Source organism: Tabrizicola thermarum, from assembly GCF_003574395.1.
GTDB lineage: Bacteria > Pseudomonadota > Alphaproteobacteria > Rhodobacterales > Rhodobacteraceae > Tabrizicola > Tabrizicola thermarum.
In genome coordinates, this window is record NZ_QMJY01000083.1 from 262,366 (window position 1) to 282,600 (window position 20,235).

17 protein-coding genes are annotated in these 20,235 nt (G+C 68.1%); 12 read left to right on the forward strand and 5 right to left on the reverse strand.

What is annotated here, in order from left to right:
• Positions 1-54: 54 nt before the first annotated feature.
• The 4 genes from D5084_RS17595 to D5084_RS17610 form a co-directional block, all read right to left on the reverse strand.
• Positions 55-2,298, reverse strand: coding sequence for an OmpA family protein (locus D5084_RS17595; protein WP_128516808.1), 2,244 nt, complete (start codon positions 2,296-2,298; stop codon positions 55-57).
• Positions 2,299-2,442: 144 nt separating this feature from the next.
• Positions 2,443-3,696, reverse strand: a complete 1,254-nt coding sequence (locus D5084_RS17600; RefSeq protein WP_128516809.1) for a vWA domain-containing protein — start codon at positions 3,694-3,696, stop codon at positions 2,443-2,445.
• Positions 3,697-3,762: 66 nt separating this feature from the next.
• On the reverse strand, positions 3,763-4,665 hold the full coding sequence (locus tag D5084_RS17605) for an AAA family ATPase (protein WP_238382700.1): 903 nt from the start codon (positions 4,663-4,665) through the stop codon (positions 3,763-3,765).
• A complete protein-coding gene (locus tag D5084_RS17610) occupies positions 4,662-5,597 on the reverse strand; it encodes a LysR substrate-binding domain-containing protein (protein WP_354001233.1) in 936 nt (311 codons plus the stop codon). Before D5084_RS17610 ends, D5084_RS17605 begins: the two co-directional genes overlap by 4 nt.
• Positions 5,598-5,685: 88 nt before the next feature.
• On the opposite strand from D5084_RS17610, the gene D5084_RS17615 reads away from it, so the two are divergent.
• From D5084_RS17615 to D5084_RS17640, 6 genes are all read left to right on the forward strand, one after another.
• On the forward strand, positions 5,686-6,918 hold the full coding sequence (locus D5084_RS17615) for an acyl-CoA dehydrogenase (RefSeq protein ID WP_128516812.1): 1,233 nt from the start codon (positions 5,686-5,688) through the stop codon (positions 6,916-6,918).
• Positions 6,919-7,014: 96 nt separating this feature from the next.
• Positions 7,015-8,052, forward strand: coding sequence for a glycosyltransferase family 2 protein (locus D5084_RS17620; RefSeq protein WP_128516813.1), 1,038 nt, complete (start codon positions 7,015-7,017; stop codon positions 8,050-8,052).
• Between the two features lie 181 nt (positions 8,053-8,233).
• Positions 8,234-9,127: a phosphoadenosine phosphosulfate reductase gene (locus D5084_RS17625; RefSeq protein ID WP_128516814.1), complete on the forward strand. Its 894-nt coding sequence runs from the start codon at positions 8,234-8,236 to the stop codon at positions 9,125-9,127.
• Between the two features lie 182 nt (positions 9,128-9,309).
• Positions 9,310-10,350 carry a dihydroorotase gene (gene pyrC / locus D5084_RS17630; protein ID WP_128516815.1) on the forward strand — a complete coding sequence of 347 codons (1,041 nt, stop codon included), beginning with the start codon at positions 9,310-9,312 and terminating at the stop codon, positions 10,348-10,350.
• Between the two features lie 86 nt (positions 10,351-10,436).
• Entirely contained in the window at positions 10,437-11,117 is a 681-nt protein-coding gene (locus tag D5084_RS17635) for an orotate phosphoribosyltransferase (RefSeq protein WP_128516816.1), read from the forward strand.
• A gap of 218 nt (positions 11,118-11,335) precedes the next feature.
• Entirely contained in the window at positions 11,336-12,817 is a 1,482-nt protein-coding gene (locus D5084_RS17640) for a replicative DNA helicase (protein WP_128516817.1), read from the forward strand.
• A 175-nt stretch (positions 12,818-12,992) separates the two neighbouring features.
• On the opposite strand, the gene D5084_RS17645 is transcribed toward D5084_RS17640, so the two are convergent.
• Positions 12,993-14,888 (reverse strand): heavy metal translocating P-type ATPase, encoded by a 1,896-nt coding sequence (locus D5084_RS17645; RefSeq protein ID WP_128516818.1) that lies wholly within the window; start codon positions 14,886-14,888, stop codon positions 12,993-12,995.
• A gap of 114 nt (positions 14,889-15,002) precedes the next feature.
• Between D5084_RS17645 and alr the strand changes: the two genes are divergently transcribed.
• The 6 genes from alr to D5084_RS17675 all read left to right on the forward strand — a co-directional run bounded on the left by alr (position 15,003) and on the right by D5084_RS17675 (position 20,194).
• Positions 15,003-16,052 carry an alanine racemase gene (gene alr, locus D5084_RS17650; RefSeq protein ID WP_128516819.1) on the forward strand — a complete coding sequence of 350 codons (1,050 nt, stop codon included), beginning with the start codon at positions 15,003-15,005 and terminating at the stop codon, positions 16,050-16,052.
• Positions 16,049-16,825 (forward strand): MlaE family ABC transporter permease, encoded by a 777-nt coding sequence (locus D5084_RS17655; protein ID WP_128516820.1) that lies wholly within the window; start codon positions 16,049-16,051, stop codon positions 16,823-16,825. Before alr ends, D5084_RS17655 begins: the two co-directional genes overlap by 4 nt.
• On the forward strand, positions 16,822-17,568 hold the full coding sequence (locus D5084_RS17660) for an ABC transporter ATP-binding protein (RefSeq protein ID WP_128516821.1): 747 nt from the start codon (positions 16,822-16,824) through the stop codon (positions 17,566-17,568). The genes D5084_RS17655 and D5084_RS17660 overlap by 4 nt, the downstream gene beginning before the upstream one ends.
• Positions 17,569-17,655: 87 nt before the next feature.
• Positions 17,656-18,081, forward strand: a complete 426-nt coding sequence (locus tag D5084_RS17665) for a paraquat-inducible protein A (protein ID WP_128516822.1) — start codon at positions 17,656-17,658, stop codon at positions 18,079-18,081.
• A 112-nt stretch (positions 18,082-18,193) separates the two neighbouring features.
• Entirely contained in the window at positions 18,194-19,549 is a 1,356-nt protein-coding gene (gene radA / locus D5084_RS17670) for a DNA repair protein RadA (RefSeq protein WP_128516823.1), read from the forward strand.
• Positions 19,550-19,582: 33 nt separating this feature from the next.
• On the forward strand, positions 19,583-20,194 hold the full coding sequence (locus tag D5084_RS17675; protein ID WP_128516824.1) for a CvpA family protein: 612 nt from the start codon (positions 19,583-19,585) through the stop codon (positions 20,192-20,194).
• Positions 20,195-20,235 lie beyond the last annotated feature (41 nt).

Consider the following 20,235-nt stretch of genomic DNA (forward strand, 5'->3'; position numbering starts at 1 on the left):
CAGAAATGAACGCGCCGCAGGGGGACCTGCGGCGCGACTTTGGTAGGGGGCCGGTCAGCGGATCGTGGCGGTCCGCAGAAGCGGCGTGATGAGCCGGACCTCGACCCGGCGGTTGCGCGGTTCGCTGGCCTGGGTGTCGATCAGCAGCTCGGTCTCGCCATAGCCCTGCACGACCATGTTCTCCGGCGGGATGTCGAAGTATTCGGTCAGCGCCAGCGCCACCGATTCCGCGCGGCGGTCGGACAGCGCGAGGTTCATCGCCGCCTTGCCGGTCGCATCGGTGTGACCTTCGATCAGGAAGATCTCGCGCGGGTTTTCCGCAAGCAGGTCCTGCATCAGCCGGCCGAGGTCGGCGAGGTTGCGCGCCTGCTCCGGGGCGACCGCGGCCGAGCCGCTGGCGAAGGTGATCGGCGTCACGTCCAGCGTGGCCGCCAGCGCCCGCACGGCGGGAATCTCGCGGATCTGGCGCAGCGAGAACTTGCGTCCGGCCCGATCGGCCTCGAGGCGGGCCAGTTCGCGCTTGAGTGCGACGTCCTGATCCTTCGAGGAGATGACGATGCGCTTGCGCGGCTTGGGCAGGTCGCGGACGACCACGACATCCTCCCGCGCCAGATCGTCGATCAGCACCACCTCGCGGCCCAGGCTGTCATAGGTCGCGCGCCGCAGCACGCGGCCCGTGGCGTCGCGGATCGTCACGACCTGCGTCCCGTCGGCGCGTTCCACGATGGTCCGGGTCGAGCCGTCCTTGAAGGTCTCGGTCCGCACGGTGGAGCCGGGACGCCGGATCACGGCATCGTCGTCCTTCAGCACGCGGTAGGTGCCGTCCGGTTGCAGCACGATCACCCGGTCGCCGGTGTTCGACACCACGCGCGCCTCCTGCGGGCCCATCGTCGAGACGGTGGTATCGGCAGCGGCGGCGCGATTGTTCTTGATGATCGCGCCCACGGCCAGAGCGCCCAGCACCAGAAGGCCGGCCTTTTCCAGATCGGACAGACCGCTTTTCTTGCCACCCGACAGCGCCGTCGGCGCGGCAGCGAATTCCTCGGACGAGGCGCGGGCATTCTGGTCGGTGATGGTCTCGGTCACGGCCGCGACCAGCGCCCCGGGATCGGCCTCGAGGATCGGAGCCGTGCCCTCAGGCGTGGGAGCGGACTTGACCAGTTCGGCGGCGCCCAGCGTGGCGGGGTCGATCGCCGTGGGGTCGGCGGTCAGAAGCTGGGTCAGGCTTTCGACTTCGCTTTCGGTGACTTCGGGGGCATCGACCGGCACGACCTCGACGCCGGGGTCCGGCGCGGCGACCTTCAGGCCCGCGGCCGGATCGACGACCTCACCCGAAGGGGCGACCAGTTCGGCCTCGGCAGCCGCAACGGCGGCAGCGGCGGCTTCGGGATCAACGGCTTCGCCGGTGGCCTGGTTGATGATGGCGCCCTCGGGCACCTCAACGGCAGGCGTCTCGACCGCGGGATCCTCGACCACGGCCGTTTCGGCAGGGGTTTCGGCAGCGGGGGCTTGCTCGACCGGAGCTTCGACGGCGGGTTCTTCGACAGCAGGCTGTTCGGCGGCGGGCTGTTCGGCGGCGGGTTCTTCGACTGCGGGTTCTTGGGCAGCGGGTTCCTCGACGGCGGGAGCTTCGGCTTTTGCCGCAGCTTCAGCCTCGGCCTGGGCGGCAGCGGCAGCCTCGGCGGCAGCCTGTTCCGCTGCCGCCTGCTCGGCTGCGGCGGCCTCGGCAGCGGCCTGTTCAGCTGCTGCCTGGTCGGCGGCGGCCTGTGCGGCAGCTTCGGCGGCGGCAGCTTCGGCGGCGGCCTGCGCTTCGGCATCCGCCTGAGCCTGGGCGGCAGCGGCGGCTTCGGCCTCGGCGGCAGCCTGGGCTTCGGCAGCGGCCTTCGCCTCGGCCTCTGCCTGCGCTGCGGCGGCCTGGGCGGCGGCTTCGGCGGCGGCAGCTTCGGCGGCGGCCTGCGCTTCGGCGTCCGCCTGAGCCTGGGCGGCAGCGGCGGCTTCGGCCTCGGCGGCAGCCTGAGCCTCGGCGGCAGCCTTGGCTTCGGCCTCGGCGGCGGCGGCCTCGGCTGCGGCGGCTGCGGTCTCGGCGGCCATGGCCTCGTCCAGCTTCAGCTTCTCGATGATCGCATCCAGATCGCAGGGTGCTTCGGCGGTCGGCACGCACAGCACGGCACCGTCCTTGCCGGTGACCGAGCCGTCCTCGTTCAGGACCTGCGCGAAGGCGGGCATCGTGCCCATCGGGCTGATCGCAACCGAAAGGGCCGTCGACAGGGCCGTGGTGGAAACCAGAAGCTTTCTCATTACCAGTCCTCATTCTGATGGGCTTGGGATAACCGCATCGGAGCGATCCGGTTCCCGATTTGCCCGGTTCTTCTACCTAAGCCCGCTTTCCGCTGATATGCGATATCAGCGCCCTGTCGCGGGATATCCTGCGCGGGACGTTGCCTATCCGCGCAGCAGGGCCATCAGGCGGTCGCGCTCTCCGCCGTCGTCGGTCTGCGAGATGGCCTGCCCCAACGCTTCGAGCGAAGCGATGGAATGGCCGGCGCGAAAGCTGTCGACATGGGGCAGGATGGCGCGGATGCCTTGCGCCCTGGGGGCAAAGCCGGTCCAGCGCAGAAGGGGATTGAGCCAGATCAGGCGGCGGCAGGAGAGGTGGAGACGCTCGATTTCCCTGGCCAGAAGGGTCGTGTCGTCGCGGTCGAGCCCGTCGGTGATGAGCAGGACCACCGCCCCCTGCCCCAGCACCCGGCGCGACCAGTCGCGGTTGAAGGCGTGGAGCGATTGGCCGATCCGGGTGCCGCCGGACCAGTCCTGCGCCTGCGCCCCGGCGGCCTTGAGGGCGGCATCCACGTCGCGGGCGCGCAGGTGGCGGGTGATGTTGGTCAGCCGGGTGCCGAAGGTGAAGGCGTGGACGCGGGCCCAGCCCTGGCCTTTGCGGTTGGCCACGGCATGGACGAAATGCAGGACCATGCGGCTGTAGTCCGCCATCGAGCCGGAAATGTCGCACAGGACGACGAGGTTCGGCCAGCGCGTGACCGGCGCCTTGCGGGCGAGCGTTGCGATTTCCCCCCCGGTCCGCATTGCGCCCCGCAGGCTGCGCCGGGCGTCGATGCGGGCAGTGAGGGTGGAGGGCGCAGAGCGGCGGGTCTTCAGGGGTTGGACGGGAAGGCTGAGTTTCGCCAGCATCCGTTTCGCCGCAGAGATTTCGGACGCCGACATCTGTTCGAAGTCGAGCGTCCTGAGCCGTTCCTCGGCCGACATGGTGGCGGTGGCGTCGATCTCGATCTGGTCGCCCTCGGGCCTGTCCTGCGGCGGAGGCGGCAGCTGGCCGTCCAGTAACGCCTCGGCGGCGCGCTTCTCGGCGGCCTGGGCGGCGCGGTCCTCCTGCACCCCGTGGACCTGGGGGAGGAGGAGCGACATAATGTGGTCGAGGTAGCGCGGGTCGCGCCAGAACAGGCGGAAGACCTGGGCGAAGGTCGCGCGTTCCTCGGGGCGGGAGACGAAGATGGCTTGCAGGGTGAAGTAGAAATCCTCGCGCCGGTCGAAGCCTGCGGCGGCCACGGCGCGCACGGCGTCGAGCGTGCGCCCCGGGCCGACGGGCAGGCCCGCCTTGCGCAGCGCGCGGGCGAAATGGGCGATGTTGTGGGCGAGTTTGCCGTCGTCGGGGATGTCGAGTGCGGGATAGGTCGGGGACATGGGCTAGCCCCGGGGGGTTTCACACCCCCCGGCCCCCCCGTGGAGTATTTGGCAAAAGAGCAAGGATCATGCGGGGACGAGCTCGCGCTTGACCTCGTCGAGGAGGCGCTTGGCTTCGGAGCCTTGCAGTTTCTGGATGTCGTCCTGGTATTTCAGGATGGCCCCCAGCGTGTCTGAGATGACTTCGGGGCTGAGCGCGATGACGTCGAGGGCAAGCAGGCATTTCGCCCAGTCGATCGTTTCCGCCACGCCGGGGCGTTTGAAGAGGTCCTCGCGCCGCAGCTTCTGGACGAAGGCGACGATCTCGCGGCTGAGGGTCTCCTGCGCTTCGGGGGCGCGGGCGTGGAGGATCTCGAGCTCGCGGTCGAAGCTGGGGTAGTCGACCCAGTGGTAGAGGCAGCGCCGTTTCAGGGCATCGTGCACCTCGCGCGTGCGGTTCGAGGTGAGGATGACGATCGGTGGTTCAGGGGCGCGGATGGTGCCGAGTTCCGGGATCGTCACCTGGAAATCGGAGAGGGCTTCGAGGAGGAAGGCCTCGAAGGGTTCGTCGGTGCGGTCGATCTCGTCGATGAGGAGGACGGGGGCACCGCCGGGCTGCGGGCGCATCGCCTCGAGAAGCGGGCGGGCGATGAGGTAGTCTTCGGTGAAGAGCTCGGCCTTCAGGTGGTCGCGGTCGGTGGCCTCGGCGGCGCGGATCGCGATCATCTGCGCGGCGAAGTTCCATTCGGCGACGGCAGAGGCGGCGTCGAGGCCTTCATAGCATTGCAGGCGGATCAGGCGGCGGCCGAGCGCGGTGGCCAGGGTCTTGGCGATTTCCGTCTTGCCGGTGCCGGCCTCGCCTTCGAGGAACAGCGGGCGGCCGAGTTTGAGCGAGAGGAAGACCACGGTCGCCAGCGCGCGGGAGGCGACATAGCCCTGGCCTGACAGCAGGGTTTCGACGGCGTCGATGCTGGTGGGGAGTGCGGTCACGGGGCCTCCGGCGTTGCGGGGAGAGTGGCGGTTGAGCCGGTAGGGGTCAAGGCGGGATCGGTGGCATCGGACTGCAACCATAGTCGTAGGGAGCGCAGCGGCGCGCGGTCGGGGCGGCTGTCGGGCCAGACGAGGAAGTAGGAGCCAAGGGCGCGGACCGGGGGACCGAAGATCGGGATCAGGCGGCCTTCGGTCAGTTCGCGCCGGATGAGGAAGGTGGGGATCAGGGCCGCGCCCATGCCGTGGATCGCGCCTTGCGTCAGGGTGGCGAACTGGTCGAATATCATGCCCGGTGGGCGCAGGCCGGGGTGGCCGTGATGCGCCAGCCAGCGGCCCCAGTCGCCGGGGCGGCTTTCCAGTTGCAGGAGCGGGTGGTGCAGGATGTCGGTCGCCTTCTCCAGCACGGGGAAGCCCGGAGCGGCGACGGCGATGACCTCTTCGTCCATGAGTTTCAGGTAATGGACGCCGGGCCAGTCCTGCCGACCATAGTGGATGGCGGCGTCGAAGGGGGTGGCGGCGAAGTCGAAGGGACGAAGGCGGGTGGAGAGGTTCACCGTCACCTCCGGGTGGCTTTGCGCAAAGCGGGCCAGGCGCGGGGCAAGCCAGTGCATCCCGAAGGCCGGCAGGATGGCGAGGTTCAGGCTTCCGCCCGTGGGGTTGGCGCGCAGCGTGATCGAGGCGGAGGCGAGGAGGTGCAGGGCCTTGCGGACCTCGGCCACATAGTCCTGCCCGGCAGGCGTCAGCCGCAGGCGCTGGCGTTCGCGGATCAGGAGGGGCACGCCGAGTTGGCTCTCCAGGCCTTGCAGGGCGCGGCTGATCGCGCCTTGGGTCAGGTTGAGCTCCTTCGCCGCCCCGGAAGCGGTGCCGAGGCGATCGACGGCCTCGAGCGCCATCAGGGCCGGGATCGGCGGCAGGTAGCGGCGGGGCAGCATTATGAGTTTCCCTCATGAACCCGTGCAGGACTTTCGATAGCCTGCCCTGCCCTTTTCTGCAATGATGGCATCAAAGATGGAGGTTCCCATGCCCGACACCCTGCACGCCCGACCGAAGCTGAAAGCCAAGGACGCGCCCGATCTGGGGCGGTTCGACTGGGAGGACCCGTTCCGGCTGAACGAGCAGTTGACCGAGGAAGAGCGGATGCTGCGCGATGCCGCCCGCGCCTATGCGCAGGAGAAGCTGCAACCGCGCGTGGTGGCGGCCTATCGCGAGGAGACGGCCGATCCGTCGATCTTCCGCGAGATGGGCGAAATGGGGCTTCTGGGTGTCACGGTGCCCGAGGCATACGGCGGGCTGGGGGCGTCCTATGTGGCCTATGGCCTGGTCGCGCGCGAGGTCGAACGGGTCGATTCGGGCTATCGCAGCATGATGTCGGTGCAGTCCTCGCTGGTCATGTATCCGATCCATGCCTACGGGACCGAGGAGCAGCGGCAGAAGTATCTGCCGAAGCTGGCCTCGGGCGAGTGGATCGGTTGCTTCGGCCTGACCGAACCGGATGCGGGGTCGGACCCGGCGGGGATGAAGACCACGGCGAAGAAGACGGCGAACGGCTATGTGCTGAACGGCGCGAAGATGTGGATTTCCAACGCCCCCATCGCCGATGTCTTCGTGGTCTGGGCCAAGTCTGAGGCGCATGGCGGCAAGATCAGGGGTTTCGTGCTGGAAAAGGGCATGAAGGGCCTGTCGGCGCCGAAGGTCGGCGGCAAACTGTCGCTGCGCGCCTCCATCACCGGCGAGATCGTGATGAAGGATGTGGAGGTGGGCGAGGAGGCGCTGCTTCCGTTCGTGGAAGGACTGAAGGGGCCGTTCGGCTGCCTCAACCGGGCGCGCTATGGCATCAGCTGGGGCGTGATGGGCGCGGCCGAGTTCTGCCTGCACGCCGCGCGCCAGTACGGGCTGGATAGGAAGCAGTTTGGCAAACCCATCGCGGGGACGCAGCTTTACCAGCTGAAACTGGCCAACATGATGACCGAGATCAGCCTTGGCCTGCAGGCCTCGTTGCGCGTCGGGCGGTTGATGGACGAGGCCAATGCCGCGCCGGAGATGATCTCCATCATCAAGCGCAACAATTGCGGCAAGGCGCTGGAGGCGGCGCGGATGGCGCGCGACATGCACGGCGGCAACGGCATCCAGGAGGATTTCCAGGTCATGCGCCACATGGTGAACCTGGAGACGGTGAACACCTATGAAGGCACGCATGACATCCATGCGCTGATCCTGGGCCGGGCGATCACGGGCTTGCAGGCTTTCTTCTGACCTTTCCCGCGTGCTACGCCTGACGGGCGTGGCTCGGGTGGAGAGGTCGGATGCCTCCGGCGGGGATATTTGGGGACAGATGAAAGGGCGGGCGGGATGAGGATCACGGCCGTCCTCTGCGTCAGGAACGAGGGCGCGTTCCTGCTGGAGTGGCTCGCGCATCACCGGGCCTGCGGGATCACCGATTTCCTTGTCTTTTCCAATGACTGCGACGACGGCACGGATGCGATGCTGGACCGGCTGGAGGCGTTGGGCTGGCTGATCCATCAGCGCAATCCGGGACCGCATCCCGAGGGGCCGCAGTGGTCGGCGCTGAAGCGGGCGGACCGGCATCCGCTGGTGACGGGGGCGGACTGGCTGCTGTCGCTGGACATCGACGAGTTCGTCAACGTCCATGTCGGCGACCGGACGATCCCGGCTTTGCTGGCGGCCCTGCCCGAGGCGACGGCGATCACCCTGACCTGGCGGCTGTTCGGCAATGCGGGGGTGGTGCGGTTCGAGGATGCGCCCGTCACCGAGACCTTCACCCGCGCCGCGCCCGGGGTGTTGCACTGGCCCTGGCGGGGGCTGCTGTTCAAGACGCTGGTCAGGAACGACGGCAGCTACCGCAAGCTGGGCGTCCACCGGCCCCGCGCGCCAGTCGAGACGCGGATGGCGGGGCAGCGCTGGTTCGACGGCTCGGGGCGCAGGTTGGCGGATGTCTTTCATCGGGGGCGGATCTTTTCCGATGTCGGGCGCGATCCTTACGGGCTGGTCCAGTTGAATCATTATCCTCTCGGCGCGGTGGAAAGTTTTGTGCTCAAGCGCTACCGGGGCCGTGGGGTGCATGCCGACAATGGCCTGGATGCGGGCTATTGGGTGGAGCGGAATTTCAACGCGGTCGAGGACAGGTCGGTGCTTGAGCTGGACAGCCGGGCTTTGCGCGAGAATCTGCGGGCGGACGCGGTTCTGGGGCGGTTGCACGCTGCGGCCGTCGCCTGGCGACGGGCGCAGTTCCGCAGACTGATGCAGGAGGACGCCTGGCGCAGCCTGTACGGCCAACTTCTGATGGCGGGGCCCACGCGGGTGCTGAGTCAGGAGGAGGCCGAGTCGATCTGGAAGCCGCATATCCGGGCCGGGCAAGGCAGGGCGTGAGCGGCGGGCGGCACGGGGACCCGCAGGTTGCCGATTGTTCACGCCTTCGGGAATAATGGCAGCCCGTCCACAAGGAAACAATACGATACCACCACTAAGCCTTGTCGCGGCCAGAATCTCTCGCCAAGTTCGGTCAGGTGTCCTCGTGTCGCCCGTACCTGTCGCAAACCAGATTCAAAGCATGTCGAACTCGTCGAACCCTCCAGACTGGCAGCGCCCGATGCTGGCAATTGCCGAAGGCGACGGGGATTTCCTGCCGCTGGGGGACCGGCATTATGCCTTCTTTGCCGAAGAACGGCCCGAGCTTCTGGTGACCTTCGAGGATGCCGCCGCCCTGCGCGAACGCGAGGACAAGTTGCCCGAGCATTATGCCCTGGCCAAGGCGCGGGGCTGGTCGATCCTGACCATCCTGGCCGAGGGCGAGACCTGGTGGCGCGATCCGGCGGTGTTTCGCTATTTCGACCGGCTGGCCGATGACGGGTTCCTGGAGGATTTCGACCGGGTGGTCTTCTACGGCGCGGGGCCTGCGGGCTATGCGGCGGCGGCCTATTCGATCACCGCGCCGCAGGCGGAACTGGTGCTGATCGCCCCGCGCGCGACGCTGGACCCGGCGCTTGCGGGCTGGGACGAACGCCACCGGATCGCGCGGCGGATCAACTTTCGCGGCCGCTACGGCTATGCGCCCGACATGACCGAAAGCGCCAGCCACGTCTGGCTGATCCACGACCCGCTGCATCAGCCCGACGCGATGCATGCCGCCCTGTTCCAGCGGCCCTGGGTCACGCCCTTGCACGCCCGCTATACCGGCGAGGGGACCGAGGACACGCTTCGCGAGATGAAGGTGCTGGACCGGATCATCGAGGCGGCGATGGAAGGCAAGATGTCGGCGGACCGCTTTTCCTGGCTCTGGCGCGCGCGGCGGTCGAACGGCAGCTATCTGCGCGCGATCCTCGCTGCGGCGCGGCTGTCGGGCCATCCCAAGCGCGAGATCAAGATCTGCCGGTCGGTCACCGCGCGCCTGAACGCCCCGCGCTTTGCCCGCAGGCTGGCGGAACTGACCGGAGAAACAGTCTAGCCTTCGTGGCTTTCCCTCGTGGCTTTCCAGCATGCGGCGGAAATGCCCGATCCGTCCCCGGGTGATCCGCGTCAGGCAGAAGGCGGCGGATCATCGAAGGCACTTTCCGTGCCGCCGATCCTGTGCAATTTCGCGCGGCGATGCCACTGGAATCGCGGTCGGCTTTGCGTTACCCGGGGCAGATGCAACGGATCACCCTGCCCCGCCCCGACGACTGGCACCTGCACCTGCGCGACGGCGCGATGCTGCGGGCCGTGCTGCCCGAAACCGCCCGGCACTTTGCCCGCGCGATCGTCATGCCGAACCTGGTGCCGCCGGTGGTGACGCCGGACGACGCCCTCGCCTACCGCGACCGCATCCTCGCCGCCCTGCCCGAGGGGATGAGCTTCCAGCCGCTGATGACGCTGTATCTGACCGAGGGCACCGATCCTGCGGATGTGGAACGCGCGGCGGCCTCGGGGCTGGTGAAGGCGGTGAAACTTTACCCGGCGGGGGCCACGACGAATTCGCAGTCTGGGGTGCGCGATCTGACCCGGGTCATGCCGGTGCTGGAGACCATGGCCCGGATCGGCCTGCCGCTTTGCACCCACGGCGAGGTGACGGACCCGCAGGTGGACATCTTCGACCGCGAGGCGGTGTTCATCGACACGGTCCTCGACCCCCTGCGCCGTCGCCTGCCCGAACTGCGCGTGGTGATGGAGCATATCACCACCGAGGAAGGCGTGGCCTATGCCGCCGATGGCGGGGATGGCCTTGCCGCGACGATCACCGCGCATCACCTGATCCTGAACCGCAACCACATCCTCGCGGGCGGCATCAGGCCGCATTACTACTGCCTGCCCGTGGCCAAGCGCGAAAAGCATCGGCTGGCCCTGCGCCGCGCCGCCACCTCGGGCAATCCGCGTTACTTCCTCGGCACCGACAGCGCGCCGCATGTCGATGCGCTGAAGGAACATGCCTGCGGCTGCGCGGGCTGCTTCACCGCGACGAACACGCTGTCGCTGCTGGCGCATGTCTTCGAAGAGGAAGGTGCGCTGGACCGGCTGGAGGGGTTCACCTCGCGCCACGGGCCCGCCTTCTACCGTCTGCCGGTGAACGCGGGCACGATCACCCTGGAAAAGCGGGCCGAACCCTGCACCTGGCCCGAGAAGATCCATGCCGAGCCCGGCCCCGTCACCGTCTTCAACCCCGGCTTCCCCGTGCACTGGCACGTTCTCCCCTGACCCGCTCCGCGTCGACTTCGTCGCTTGTCGCCGACGCGGAGAGCAGCCGGAAGCGCAACGCACGAGCCCGCCCGAAAGGACCCGACATGATCCCCTCGACCTATCCGCCGAAAGAGGAAATCGCCCGCCTCACCGCCCGCGCGCTCTTGGAGATCAAGGCCGTCCACTTCAACGCCGAGACGCCCTTCACGCTGGCGAGCGGATTGCCCAGCCCCACCTACATCGACTGCCGCAAGCTCATCAGCTACCCGCGCATCCGCTCTACGCTGATGGATTTCCTGGCCGTCACGGTCCTGCGCGAGGCCGGGTTCGAGGCCTTCGACAACATCGCGGGCGGAGAGACGGCGGGCATCCCCTTCGCGGCGCTGGTGGCCGAACGCCTTGCGCTGCCGATGACCTACGTCCGCAAGAAGCCCAAGGGCTATGGCCGCAACGCCCGGATCGAGGGCGCGATGACGCCCGGCCAGCGCGTCCTGCTGGTCGAGGACCTGACCACCGACGGCGGCTCGAAACTATCCTTCGTCGAGGCGATCCGCGAGACGGGCGCGACCTGCGGCCACACGGCGGTGATCTTCTACTACGGCATCTTCCCCGACACCGAGGCGAAGCTTGGCGCGCATGGGGTGCGGCTGCACCACCTCTGCACCTGGTGGGACGTGCTGGCCGAGGCGCGGGCGCAAGGGTCCTTCGACGACAAGACCCTGGCCGAGGTGGAACGTTTCCTCAAGGCGCCCCGCGCCTGGCAGGATGCGCGAAAACCGGCCTGACCGGGCGGAAGGCCGCCGGATTTCGGTGGGAAACCCTGTGGGCGCTTCTGGGGACAGCATCGCGCGACTCGATCCGTCCACAGGTCCGACGCGATATGTGGTAGGCTGACCCGCGACCTTTACAACCAGTTCGAATCGCCCCGCCTTGTCCACAGGGTTGTTCCCGGATTGCCCGGCCCCCCCGGATAAGGCAGAGAAGGCAGCGGCAGGAGGCAGCAATGAACGAGATAACCACCGTCAAGCCCCCGGAGGCAGAAGCGCTTCCCCACAATATCGAGGCAGAACAACAGCTTCTGGGCGCGATCCTCACCAACAACGACATCTTCGACCGCGTGTCCTCGGTGGTGAAGGCCGAGCATTTCTTCGACCCCGTGCACCAGCGCATCTTCGAGATTGCTGCCGCGCGCATCCAGAAGAACGCGCTGGCCTCGCCGGTGACGCTGAAGGCCTTTCTCGCGGACGATCCCGGCCTGAAGGACCTGGGCGGCCCGGCCTATCTGGTGCGGCTGGCAGGCGCGGCGATCTCGGCCTATGCGGCGCGGGACTATGCGCAGATGGTCTATGACCTGGCGGTGCGGCGCGAGCTGATCCAGCTGGGGCGGGACATCGCAGCGCAGGCGGCGAAGGTCGAGGTGGCCTCGGAGCCCAGGGACCAGATCATCGAGGCCGAACAGCGGCTTTACCGCCTGGGCGAACAGGGCGTGGCCGAGCGGGGATTTCAAAGCTTTCTCAAGGCTGTAACCGACGCCGTCAATGTTGCGAACGCGGCCTACCAGCGCGATGGCGGCCTTGCGGGCATTTCGACCGGCCTCATCGACCTGGACAAGAAGCTGGGGGGGCTGCACCCTTCCGACCTTCTGATCCTTGCGGGGCGCCCGTCGATGGGCAAGACCTCGCTGGCCACGAACATCGCCTTCAACATCGCCAAGGCGCACAAGCGCGGGCGCTTGCCGGACGGGACCGAAGGCTCGGTCGAGGGCGGTGTGGTCGGGTTCTTCTCGCTGGAGATGAGCGCCGAGCAGCTGGCCGCGCGCATCCTGTCCGAGGCCGCCGAAGTGCCCTCGGAACAGATCCGGCGCGGCGACATGACCGAGGCCGAATTCCGCCGTTTCGTCGAGGCCGCGAAGGCGCTTGAGGCCTGCCCGCTGTATATCGACGACACGCCCGCCCTGCCGATTTCACAGGTCGCGGCCCGGGCCCGACGACTGAAGCGGACGCATGGGCTCGATGTCCTCATCATCGACTATCTCCAGCTTCTGAAAGGGTCCTCGAAGGACAACCGGGTGCAGGAGGTTTCCGAAATCACGCAAGGTCTCAAGGCGATAGCGAAGGAACTGAATATTCCGGTGATCGCGCTGTCGCAGCTGAGCCGCGCGGTGGAATCCCGCGACGACAAGCGGCCGCAGCTCAGCGACCTGCGCGAATCGGGGTCGATCGAGCAGGACGCCGATGTGGTCATGTTCGTCTTCCGCGAGGAATATTACCGCGAACGCGAAAAGCCCGGCGACCATGAGCTGGAGAAAATGGCCCAGTGGCAGGCGCTGATGGACTCGGTGCATGGCAAGGCCGAGGTCATCATCGGCAAGCAGCGCCACGGCCCCATCGGCACGGTGGAACTGTCGTTCGAGGGTCGGTTCACCCGCTTCGGCAATCTCGCCAGACCCTGGCAAGGCTCCGGGGGGCCGGACGTGGGCTTCTGATCGGCCATCCCTGCCGATCTTGCCCTTTTTCCAAATACTCCCGCCGGAGGCGCCGCGGCCGGCCCTCCCGCGCCACGGTCGGGGGACAGGGCCCGCGACAGCGCCGGCCGAGGGGGCTCGATGCCCCCGAGGGCGGTCCTTCCCGCAGGCAGCCGGTCCGCGAGGGCCTGCGGGATCAGCTGCGGGCGCGGATCGGATCGGCCAAAAGCCGCAGGCCGTTCAGAACCACCAGCAGCGTCCCGCCTTCGTGACCCAGCACGGCCAGCGGCAGCGGCAGTTCGAAGAACAGGCTTCCGGTGACCAGCACCACCATCGCGCCGATGGCGATGATCAGGTTCTGCCGGATCACGCCGGCGGCGCGGCGGGACAGGCGGCGCGCGGCGGCGAGTTTGCGCAAGTCATCGGCCATCAGCGCCACATCGGCAGCCTGCAAGGCCACCTCGCTGCCCGCAACCCCCATCGCCACACCCACATCAGCCCGCGCAAGGGCGGCAGCGTCGTTCACCCCGTCACCGATGAAGGCGACCTTGCCGCGCCGGGCCGCCGCATCGACCAGCGCGACCTTGTCGCCCGGCAGAAGGCCGGAATGGATCTCGCCCTTTGCCAGCCCCAACCGCCCGCCGATCCGGGCCGCCACCGGGGCGCGGTCTCCGGTCATCATCAGGATGTCGGTCTTTCCCCCCGCCTTCAGGTCGCGCAGCGCCTCGGCTGCCGTGGCGCGCGGCTCATCGGCCACCGTCACCGCCCCCAGAACCTGCGCGCCACGCCCGACGACGACCAGCGTTTCCGCGCCATCCGCCAGCGCGGCCAGCGCCGCAGGCAGCTCTGCCCCCATCGCCGCCAGCATCCGGGCATTCCCGGCCCAGACCGGCCCCACGTCATCGACCCCGGTGATCCCTTCGCTGGGATGCGCGCGCACGTCACGGATGGTTTGCGGCGTGATGCCGCGCAAAGCCACCTCACGCCGGATCGCGGCGGCGATGGGGTGTTCGGACTGGGCCTCAAGACCGGCAAGGAGCGCGAGGAACCCGTTCTCCGCCCCCTCCAGCGCGACGACGTTGGTGACGGCCGCCTGTCCTGTCGTCAGCGTGCCGGTCTTGTCGAAGGCAAAGGTGCGGACCTCGGCCAGCCCTTCCAGCGCCGCCCCGCCCTTGAACAGCACCCCGCCCCGCGCGGCCGCCGACAGCGCCGACAGGACTGCCGCGGGCACCGAGATGACCACGGCGCAGGGCGAGGCCGCGACCAGCAGCGTCGCGGCGCGATACAGAGCCTCGCCCGCGTCATGGCCAAGGGCGCGGAAGCCGAACCAGGACAGGATCGACCCCACCAGCACCGCCACCGTATAACGCTGGCCGAACCAGTCCGAGAACCGCTCGGACGGCGATTTCATCGCCTGCGCCTCGGTGACAAGGCGGATCATCCGGGCGACCGTGCTGGTCGCAAGCCCGCGCACCACCTCGACCGTCAGGATGGCGTCAAGGTTCACCGTGGCCTCGTGAACCGGATCGCCGGGGGCCTTGCGGACGGGCGCCGATTCCCCGGTCACCGTGCTTTCGTCCAGATGCCCTTCCCCCAGCGCAATCCGGCCATCCACCGGCACCCGTGCGCCGGGGCGCAGGATCACCCGGTCGCCGGGAACAAGGGTTTCCACGGCGACTTCCCGAACGCCCTCCGGCCCTTCCAGAAACGCCGTCTCGGGGCGCAACTGCATCAGCGCCTCGACCGCACGTCGCGCCTTGCCCATCGAGCGGTGCTCCAGCGTCTCGGACAGCGAAAACAGCGCCAGCAGCACCGCCCCTTCCAGCGCCGCCCCGACCGCGGCCGCCGCCAGCGCCGCGACCACCATCAGCAGGTCGATGTCCAGCCGCCGTTCGGACCACAGCTCGTGCACGGCAGAGCGCAGGGGCGGCAAGCCGCCCGTCAGGTAAGAGAGCCCCAGCGCCGCCCAGACCAGACCCTGCGGCAAGGGCTGGATGAATTCGCTTAACGTCGCAAGGCCCAGACCGATCCAGCACAGGATCGTGATGTAAAGATCGGCCTCTTCATCGGACGGGTCATGGGTGGCGGACATCGGCGACGGCTCCCTCTGGCCAGGCAGCTTCGCCCGGTGGCAGCGGAAGGGCAAGCACCGGCCCTGACGGAGGTTTTCCCTTGACCCCGCTGCCGACCCGGTCGAAACAGCCGCATGGCAAGCGGAACCCTGACCATTGATCTCGATGCGATCGCCGCGAACTGGCGCGCGCTGGACCGGATGTCCGGCGCGGATGTGCAGACCGCAGCCGTCGTCAAGGCCGACGCCTACGGCCTGGGCGCATCGCGCGTGGCGCGCGCGCTGGCACAGGCAGGCGCGCGGCGGTTCTTCGTGGCCCAGGCCGAGGAAGGCGCTGCCGTCCGGCAGGCCCTGGGGCCCGGTCCGCAGATCGCGGTCCTGTCCGGCCATATGGCGGGCGATACCGAGATGATCCACGACCTCGACCTCACGCCGATGCTGAACAGCCTGGAGCAGATCACCCGGCATCTGGAATCGCTGCCCGGCCACCCGTTCGGCGTGCAACTGGATACCGGCATGAACCGGCTGGGCGTCGAGATGCTGGAATGGCAGGCAGTGGCGCCGATCCTGGTCGAGGCGGGGCCGGAACTGTTGATGAGCCACCTTGCCTGCGCCGACGACCCCGACCATCCGATGAACGCGGCCCAGCTGAAGACCTTCCACGCGATGACCGACGGCACCGGCCTGCCGCGCAGTCTGGCCGCGACCGGGGGCATCCTTCTGGGTCCGCGCTATCACTTCGACCTCACGCGGCCCGGCGTCGGCCTTTACGGCGGCCTGCCGCACCAGGCGGCGATCCCCGTCGTCACCCTGTCGCTGCCGGTGATCCAGACGCGTGAGGTCGCGGTGGGCGAGGCGGTGGGCTATGGCTGCACCTGGGTCGCCGAACGCCCGTCCGTCATCGCCACGGTCGCGGGCGGTTATGCCGACGGGCTGTTGCGCAGCCTTTCGGGTCAGGCGCAGCTTTGGGATGGCGACACGCCCTGCCCGCTGGTCGGCCGGGTCTCGATGGATCTCATCACCGTCGACGTCACCGACCTGCCGGAAGTGCCGCGCGCGCTGGACATCCTGGGCCCGAACCAGGGGGTCGATGCCCTGGCCGACATGGCGGGAAGCATCGGCTACGAGATCCTGACCGCGCTCGGGCCGCGCTATACCCGCCGCTATCAGGAACGCCGGGCATGACGGCGGTCCTCGGCGCGCTGGGTCGACCCGTCTTGCAGGCCGTGGCGGCGGTTGGCCGGATCGTCCTGTTCGCCGGGGCGATCCTTGGCCACATCCTGCGCCCGCCCTTCTACCTGCGCGAATTCGGCAGTGCGCTGTTGCAGATCGGCTGGTACTCGCTTCCGGTGGTCGGCCTGACCGCGATCTTCACCGGCGGGGCGCTTGCCTTGCAGATCTATGCCGGCGGGTCGCGCTTCAACGCCGAATCCGTGGTCCCCTCCATCGTCGCCATCGGCATGACGCGCGAGCTTGGTCCCGTCCTGGGCGGCCTGATGGTCGCGGCCCGCGTCGCCTCCTCCATCGCGGCCGAGATCGGCACGATGAAGGTGACGGAACAGATCGATGCGCTGGTCACCTTGTCAACCAACCCGCTGAAATACCTGGCCGTGCCCCGCGTCGTCGCCGCGACGCTGGCGATGCCCGTGCTGGTGGCCACCGGCGATGCCATCGGGATCATGGGCGGCTGGCTGGTGGGCATCACCCGGCTCGATTTCAACTCTGCCACCTATCTGAAGAACACGGCGGATTTCCTGCAGGCCTGGGATGTGGGCTCGGGCCTGGTGAAGGGCGCGGTCTTCGGCTTCATCGTGGCGCTGATGGGCTGCTATCATGGCATGGCCTCGGCCCGCGGCGCGCAGGGCGTGGGCGCGGCGACCAAGGCGGCGGTCGTCTCCGCCTCGGTCCTGATCCTGGCGGCGAACTACGTCCTGACCGAGGTCTTCTTCACCTCATGATCGAACTGCGCGACGTCCACAAACGCTTTGGCAACAACCGGGTCCTGCAAGGGGTGAACCTGAGGGTAGCCTCGGGCACCTCGATGGTCATCATCGGCGGCTCGGGCACCGGAAAGTCGGTGCTTCTAAAATGCATCCTCGGCCTCATTCGACCCGACCGGGGCAGGATCACGCTGGACGGCCAGGACGTGATGCAGGCCGACCGCGACGCCTTCCTCGCCCGCTTCGGGATGCTGTTCCAGGGCGGGGCGCTGTTCGACTCGCTGCGCGTCTGGGAAAACGTCGCCTTCCGCCTCGTCCGCGGCCCGAAGGCGCTGCCGAAAGCGCAGGCCCGCGAGGTCGCCATCGAAAAGCTGCGCCGCGTGGGTCTGAAGCCCGAGGTCGCCGACCTCTTCCCGGCCGAACTGTCCGGCGGCATGCAGAAACGTGTCGGCCTTGCCCGCGCCATCGCGGCGGCGCCCGAGATCATCTTCTTCGACGAACCCACCACCGGCCTCGACCCGATCATGGCGGGCGTCATCAACGACCTGATCCGCGAGATCGTGGTCGAGATGGGCGCCACCGCGATGACCATCACGCACGACATGTCCTCGGTCCGCGCGATTGCCGACACCGTCGCCATGCTGCACGGTGGCATCATTCGCTGGACCGGGCCGGTGGGCGAGATGGACGCGACCGACGATCCCTATGTGCAGCAGTTCATCCACGGTCGCGCCGATGGGCCGATTGAATCCGTCCGCTAGCCTGCATCTGCTCTTTTCGAAAAATACTCCACGGGGGTCCGGGGGTGTGAAACCCCCGGCTTCGTCGCCATCCTGGGAGAGACGGCCGTGAAATACCTCAACCTTGCCCTCCTCGTCCTCTTCCCCGTCGCCTGGTTCGCGCCGCTGCTGCGGGCCGCGATCCTGCCGATCTTCGGGATGGACGAGATCAGCGTCATCACCGGCCTGCAATCGCTGTGGGGCTCGGACCCGGCCCTCGCGCTGATCGTGACGTTTCTGGCCATCTTCGCGCCCTACGCCAAGACCATCGGCCTTGCCCTTCTGCACTGGAACCTCATGTCCCCCAAGACGCTCCCGGCGCTGGAGATCCTCGGCAAGCTCGCCATGGCCGATGTCTTCCTGATCGCGCTCTACATCGTCGTCGTGAAGGGCGCGGGCCATGTCACGATCGAAACAGCCTGGGGTCTGTATCTCTTCACCGGCTGCATCCTCGCGCAGGTCCTGGTGTCGTGGACGTCGAGACCGACCGTCTGAGAGAAGCGCGCCCCGAAATCCTCCCTCCAGGACTCTGCCAAGAGTTTTCCCTGGAATTCTTGTCGCCGTATCGCCTTGATACTGCCCAAAAGTCCGGCCACTGTCGCCCGCGATGAAACAGACCGCCTCATACACCTGCACTGTCTGTGGTGCCGCCTATCGCAAATGGGCCGGCAAATGCGACGCCTGCGGCGGCTGGAACACCATCGTCGAAGAAGCGCCGCTGTCCGCCGGACCGAAGTCGCTGGGGGCCAAGGGCCGCCTCATCCCCCTGAGCGACCTTGCCACCGAAGAGGCCCCGCCGCCCCGCGCCTCCTCGGGCATCAACGAGCTGGACCGCGTCCTCGGCGGCGGGCTGGTTCCGGCCTCGGCGATCCTTGTGGGTGGCGATCCGGGGATCGGCAAATCCACGCTTCTTCTGCAGGCCGCTGCAAGTTTCGCCCGCAAAGGTCTGAAATGCCTTTATATTTCTGGCGAGGAAGCCAGTGCCCAGGTGCGGATGCGCGCGCAGCGCCTTGGCCTGACCGATGCCACCGTGCAGCTTGGCGCGGAAACCAACCTGCGCGACATCCTGACCACGCTGGACGCCGAACGCCCCGCTTTGGCCATCATCGATTCCATCCAGACCATGTGGCTGGACCAGATCGAGGCCGCCCCCGGCTCGGTCAGCCAGGTCCGCGCTGCGGCGCATGAGCTTGTCACCTTCGCCAAGCGGCGCGGGGTGGCGGTGATCCTTGTCGGCCATGTCACCAAGGACGGCCAGATCGCCGGCCCCCGCGTCGTGGAACACATGGTCGATACCGTGCTTTACTTCGAGGGCGAGCGCGGCCACCAGTTCCGCATCCTGCGCGCGGTGAAGAACCGTTTCGGCCCGGCGGACGAGATCGGCGTATTCGAGATGACGGGCGGCGGCCTGGCCGAAGTGCCCAACCCCTCGGCCCTGTTCCTGGCCAACCGCGACCAGCCCGCCCCCGGATCGGCGGTCTTTGCCGGGATCGAGGGCACCCGCCCCGTCCTGACCGAAATCCAGGCCCTCGTCGCGCCCTCCACGCTTGCCAGCCCGCGCCGCACGGTCGTCGGCCTCGATTCGGGGCGCGTCTCGACGATCCTGGCCGTGCTGGAGGCCCGCTGCGGCATCCCCTTTGCCGGGCTTGATGTGTTCCTGAATGTCGCGGGCGGGCTTCGGGTTTCGGAGCCCGCCGCCGATCTGGCCGTGGCCGGCGCGCTTCTCTCGGCGCGCGAGGATGTGGCGATCCCGCCGGACATGGTGCTTTTCGGGGAAATCAGCCTCTCGGGCGCGCTTCGCCCGGTCGGGCAGACCGAAAACAGGTTGAAAGAAGCCTCGAAACTTGGTTTCTCACAGGCGACTGTGCCGTCCCATTCGAAAATCGAAGGGGCCGCGGGCATGACGGTCCGGCAGATGCCGGATCTGACCGCCTTCGTGGGCGACATGTTCGGGGCAGGATAAGCCCTTGCAAGGAACGGGATTGGGGACGTAACGATGGAAAACCTGACCGCAGTCGATGGGGCCGCCGCGCTCATCATCGTCATTTCGGCCATCCTCGCCTTTTCGCGCGGATTGGTGCGTGAACTCATGGCGATCCTCGGCTGGATCGGCGCCGCCGTCGCCGCCTACTACTTCGCCCCCGGTGTCCAGCCCCTGGTCAAGGAGCTGCCCGTGGTGGGCGAGTTCCTGTCCGACAGCTGCGAGCTTTCGGTCGTCGCGGCCTTTGCCGGGGTCTTCGTGATCGGCCTGATCGTGGCGGCCCTGTTCACCCCGCTCTTTGCCGGCGCGGTGCAACGCTCGGCCCTCGGTGGTGTCGATCAGGCACTTGGCTTCCTGTTCGGCGCGGCGCGCGGCATCCTCCTCATCGCCATCGCCTTCATCGTCTACGACCGCGTGCTGTCCGACCAGAAGATCGACATGATCGACAATTCGCGCACGGCCCTCGTCTTCGCCAACTTCCAGCGCCAGATCGACGAGAACATCCCCTCCGACGCTCCCGGCTGGATCGTCGACCGCTACAACGAACTGACCAATGTCTGCGCCCCCGGCGGCGCCCCGCAGCTCCCCGCCACGCCCGAGCCTGCGGCCCCCGCCACCAACCCGTAACCCGCGACCGGCGTTTCGGGGCGTGACAGCCCCGAACCTCT

Bases quoted from the DNA above. Each gene is read 5' to 3' on its own strand.
- D5084_RS17675 (WP_128516824.1), top strand. From the start codon at position 19,583: ATGGAAAACCTGACCGCAGTCGATGGGGCCGCCGCGCTCATCATCGTC.
- D5084_RS17640 (WP_128516817.1), top strand. From the start codon at position 11,336: ATGAACGAGATAACCACCGTCAAGCCCCCGGAGGCAGAAGCGCTTCCC.
- D5084_RS17620 (WP_128516813.1), top strand. From the start codon at position 7,015: ATGAGGATCACGGCCGTCCTCTGCGTCAGGAACGAGGGCGCGTTCCTG.
- D5084_RS17600 (WP_128516809.1), bottom strand. From the start codon at position 3,696: ATGTCCCCGACCTATCCCGCACTCGACATCCCCGACGACGGCAAACTC.
- D5084_RS17615 (WP_128516812.1), top strand. From the start codon at position 5,686: ATGCCCGACACCCTGCACGCCCGACCGAAGCTGAAAGCCAAGGACGCG.
- D5084_RS17655 (WP_128516820.1), top strand. From the start codon at position 16,049: ATGACGGCGGTCCTCGGCGCGCTGGGTCGACCCGTCTTGCAGGCCGTG.
- D5084_RS17645 (WP_128516818.1), bottom strand. From the start codon at position 14,888: ATGTCCGCCACCCATGACCCGTCCGATGAAGAGGCCGATCTTTACATC.
- D5084_RS17635 (WP_128516816.1), top strand. From the start codon at position 10,437: ATGATCCCCTCGACCTATCCGCCGAAAGAGGAAATCGCCCGCCTCACC.
- D5084_RS17625 (WP_128516814.1), top strand. From the start codon at position 8,234: ATGTCGAACTCGTCGAACCCTCCAGACTGGCAGCGCCCGATGCTGGCA.
- D5084_RS17660 (WP_128516821.1), top strand. From the start codon at position 16,822: ATGATCGAACTGCGCGACGTCCACAAACGCTTTGGCAACAACCGGGTC.
- pyrC (WP_128516815.1), top strand. From the start codon at position 9,310: ATGCAACGGATCACCCTGCCCCGCCCCGACGACTGGCACCTGCACCTG.
- D5084_RS17610 (WP_354001233.1), bottom strand. From the start codon at position 5,597: ATGCTGCCCCGCCGCTACCTGCCGCCGATCCCGGCCCTGATGGCGCTC.
- radA (WP_128516823.1), top strand. From the start codon at position 18,194: ATGAAACAGACCGCCTCATACACCTGCACTGTCTGTGGTGCCGCCTAT.
- D5084_RS17595 (WP_128516808.1), bottom strand. From the start codon at position 2,298: ATGAGAAAGCTTCTGGTTTCCACCACGGCCCTGTCGACGGCCCTTTCG.
- alr (WP_128516819.1), top strand. From the start codon at position 15,003: ATGGCAAGCGGAACCCTGACCATTGATCTCGATGCGATCGCCGCGAAC.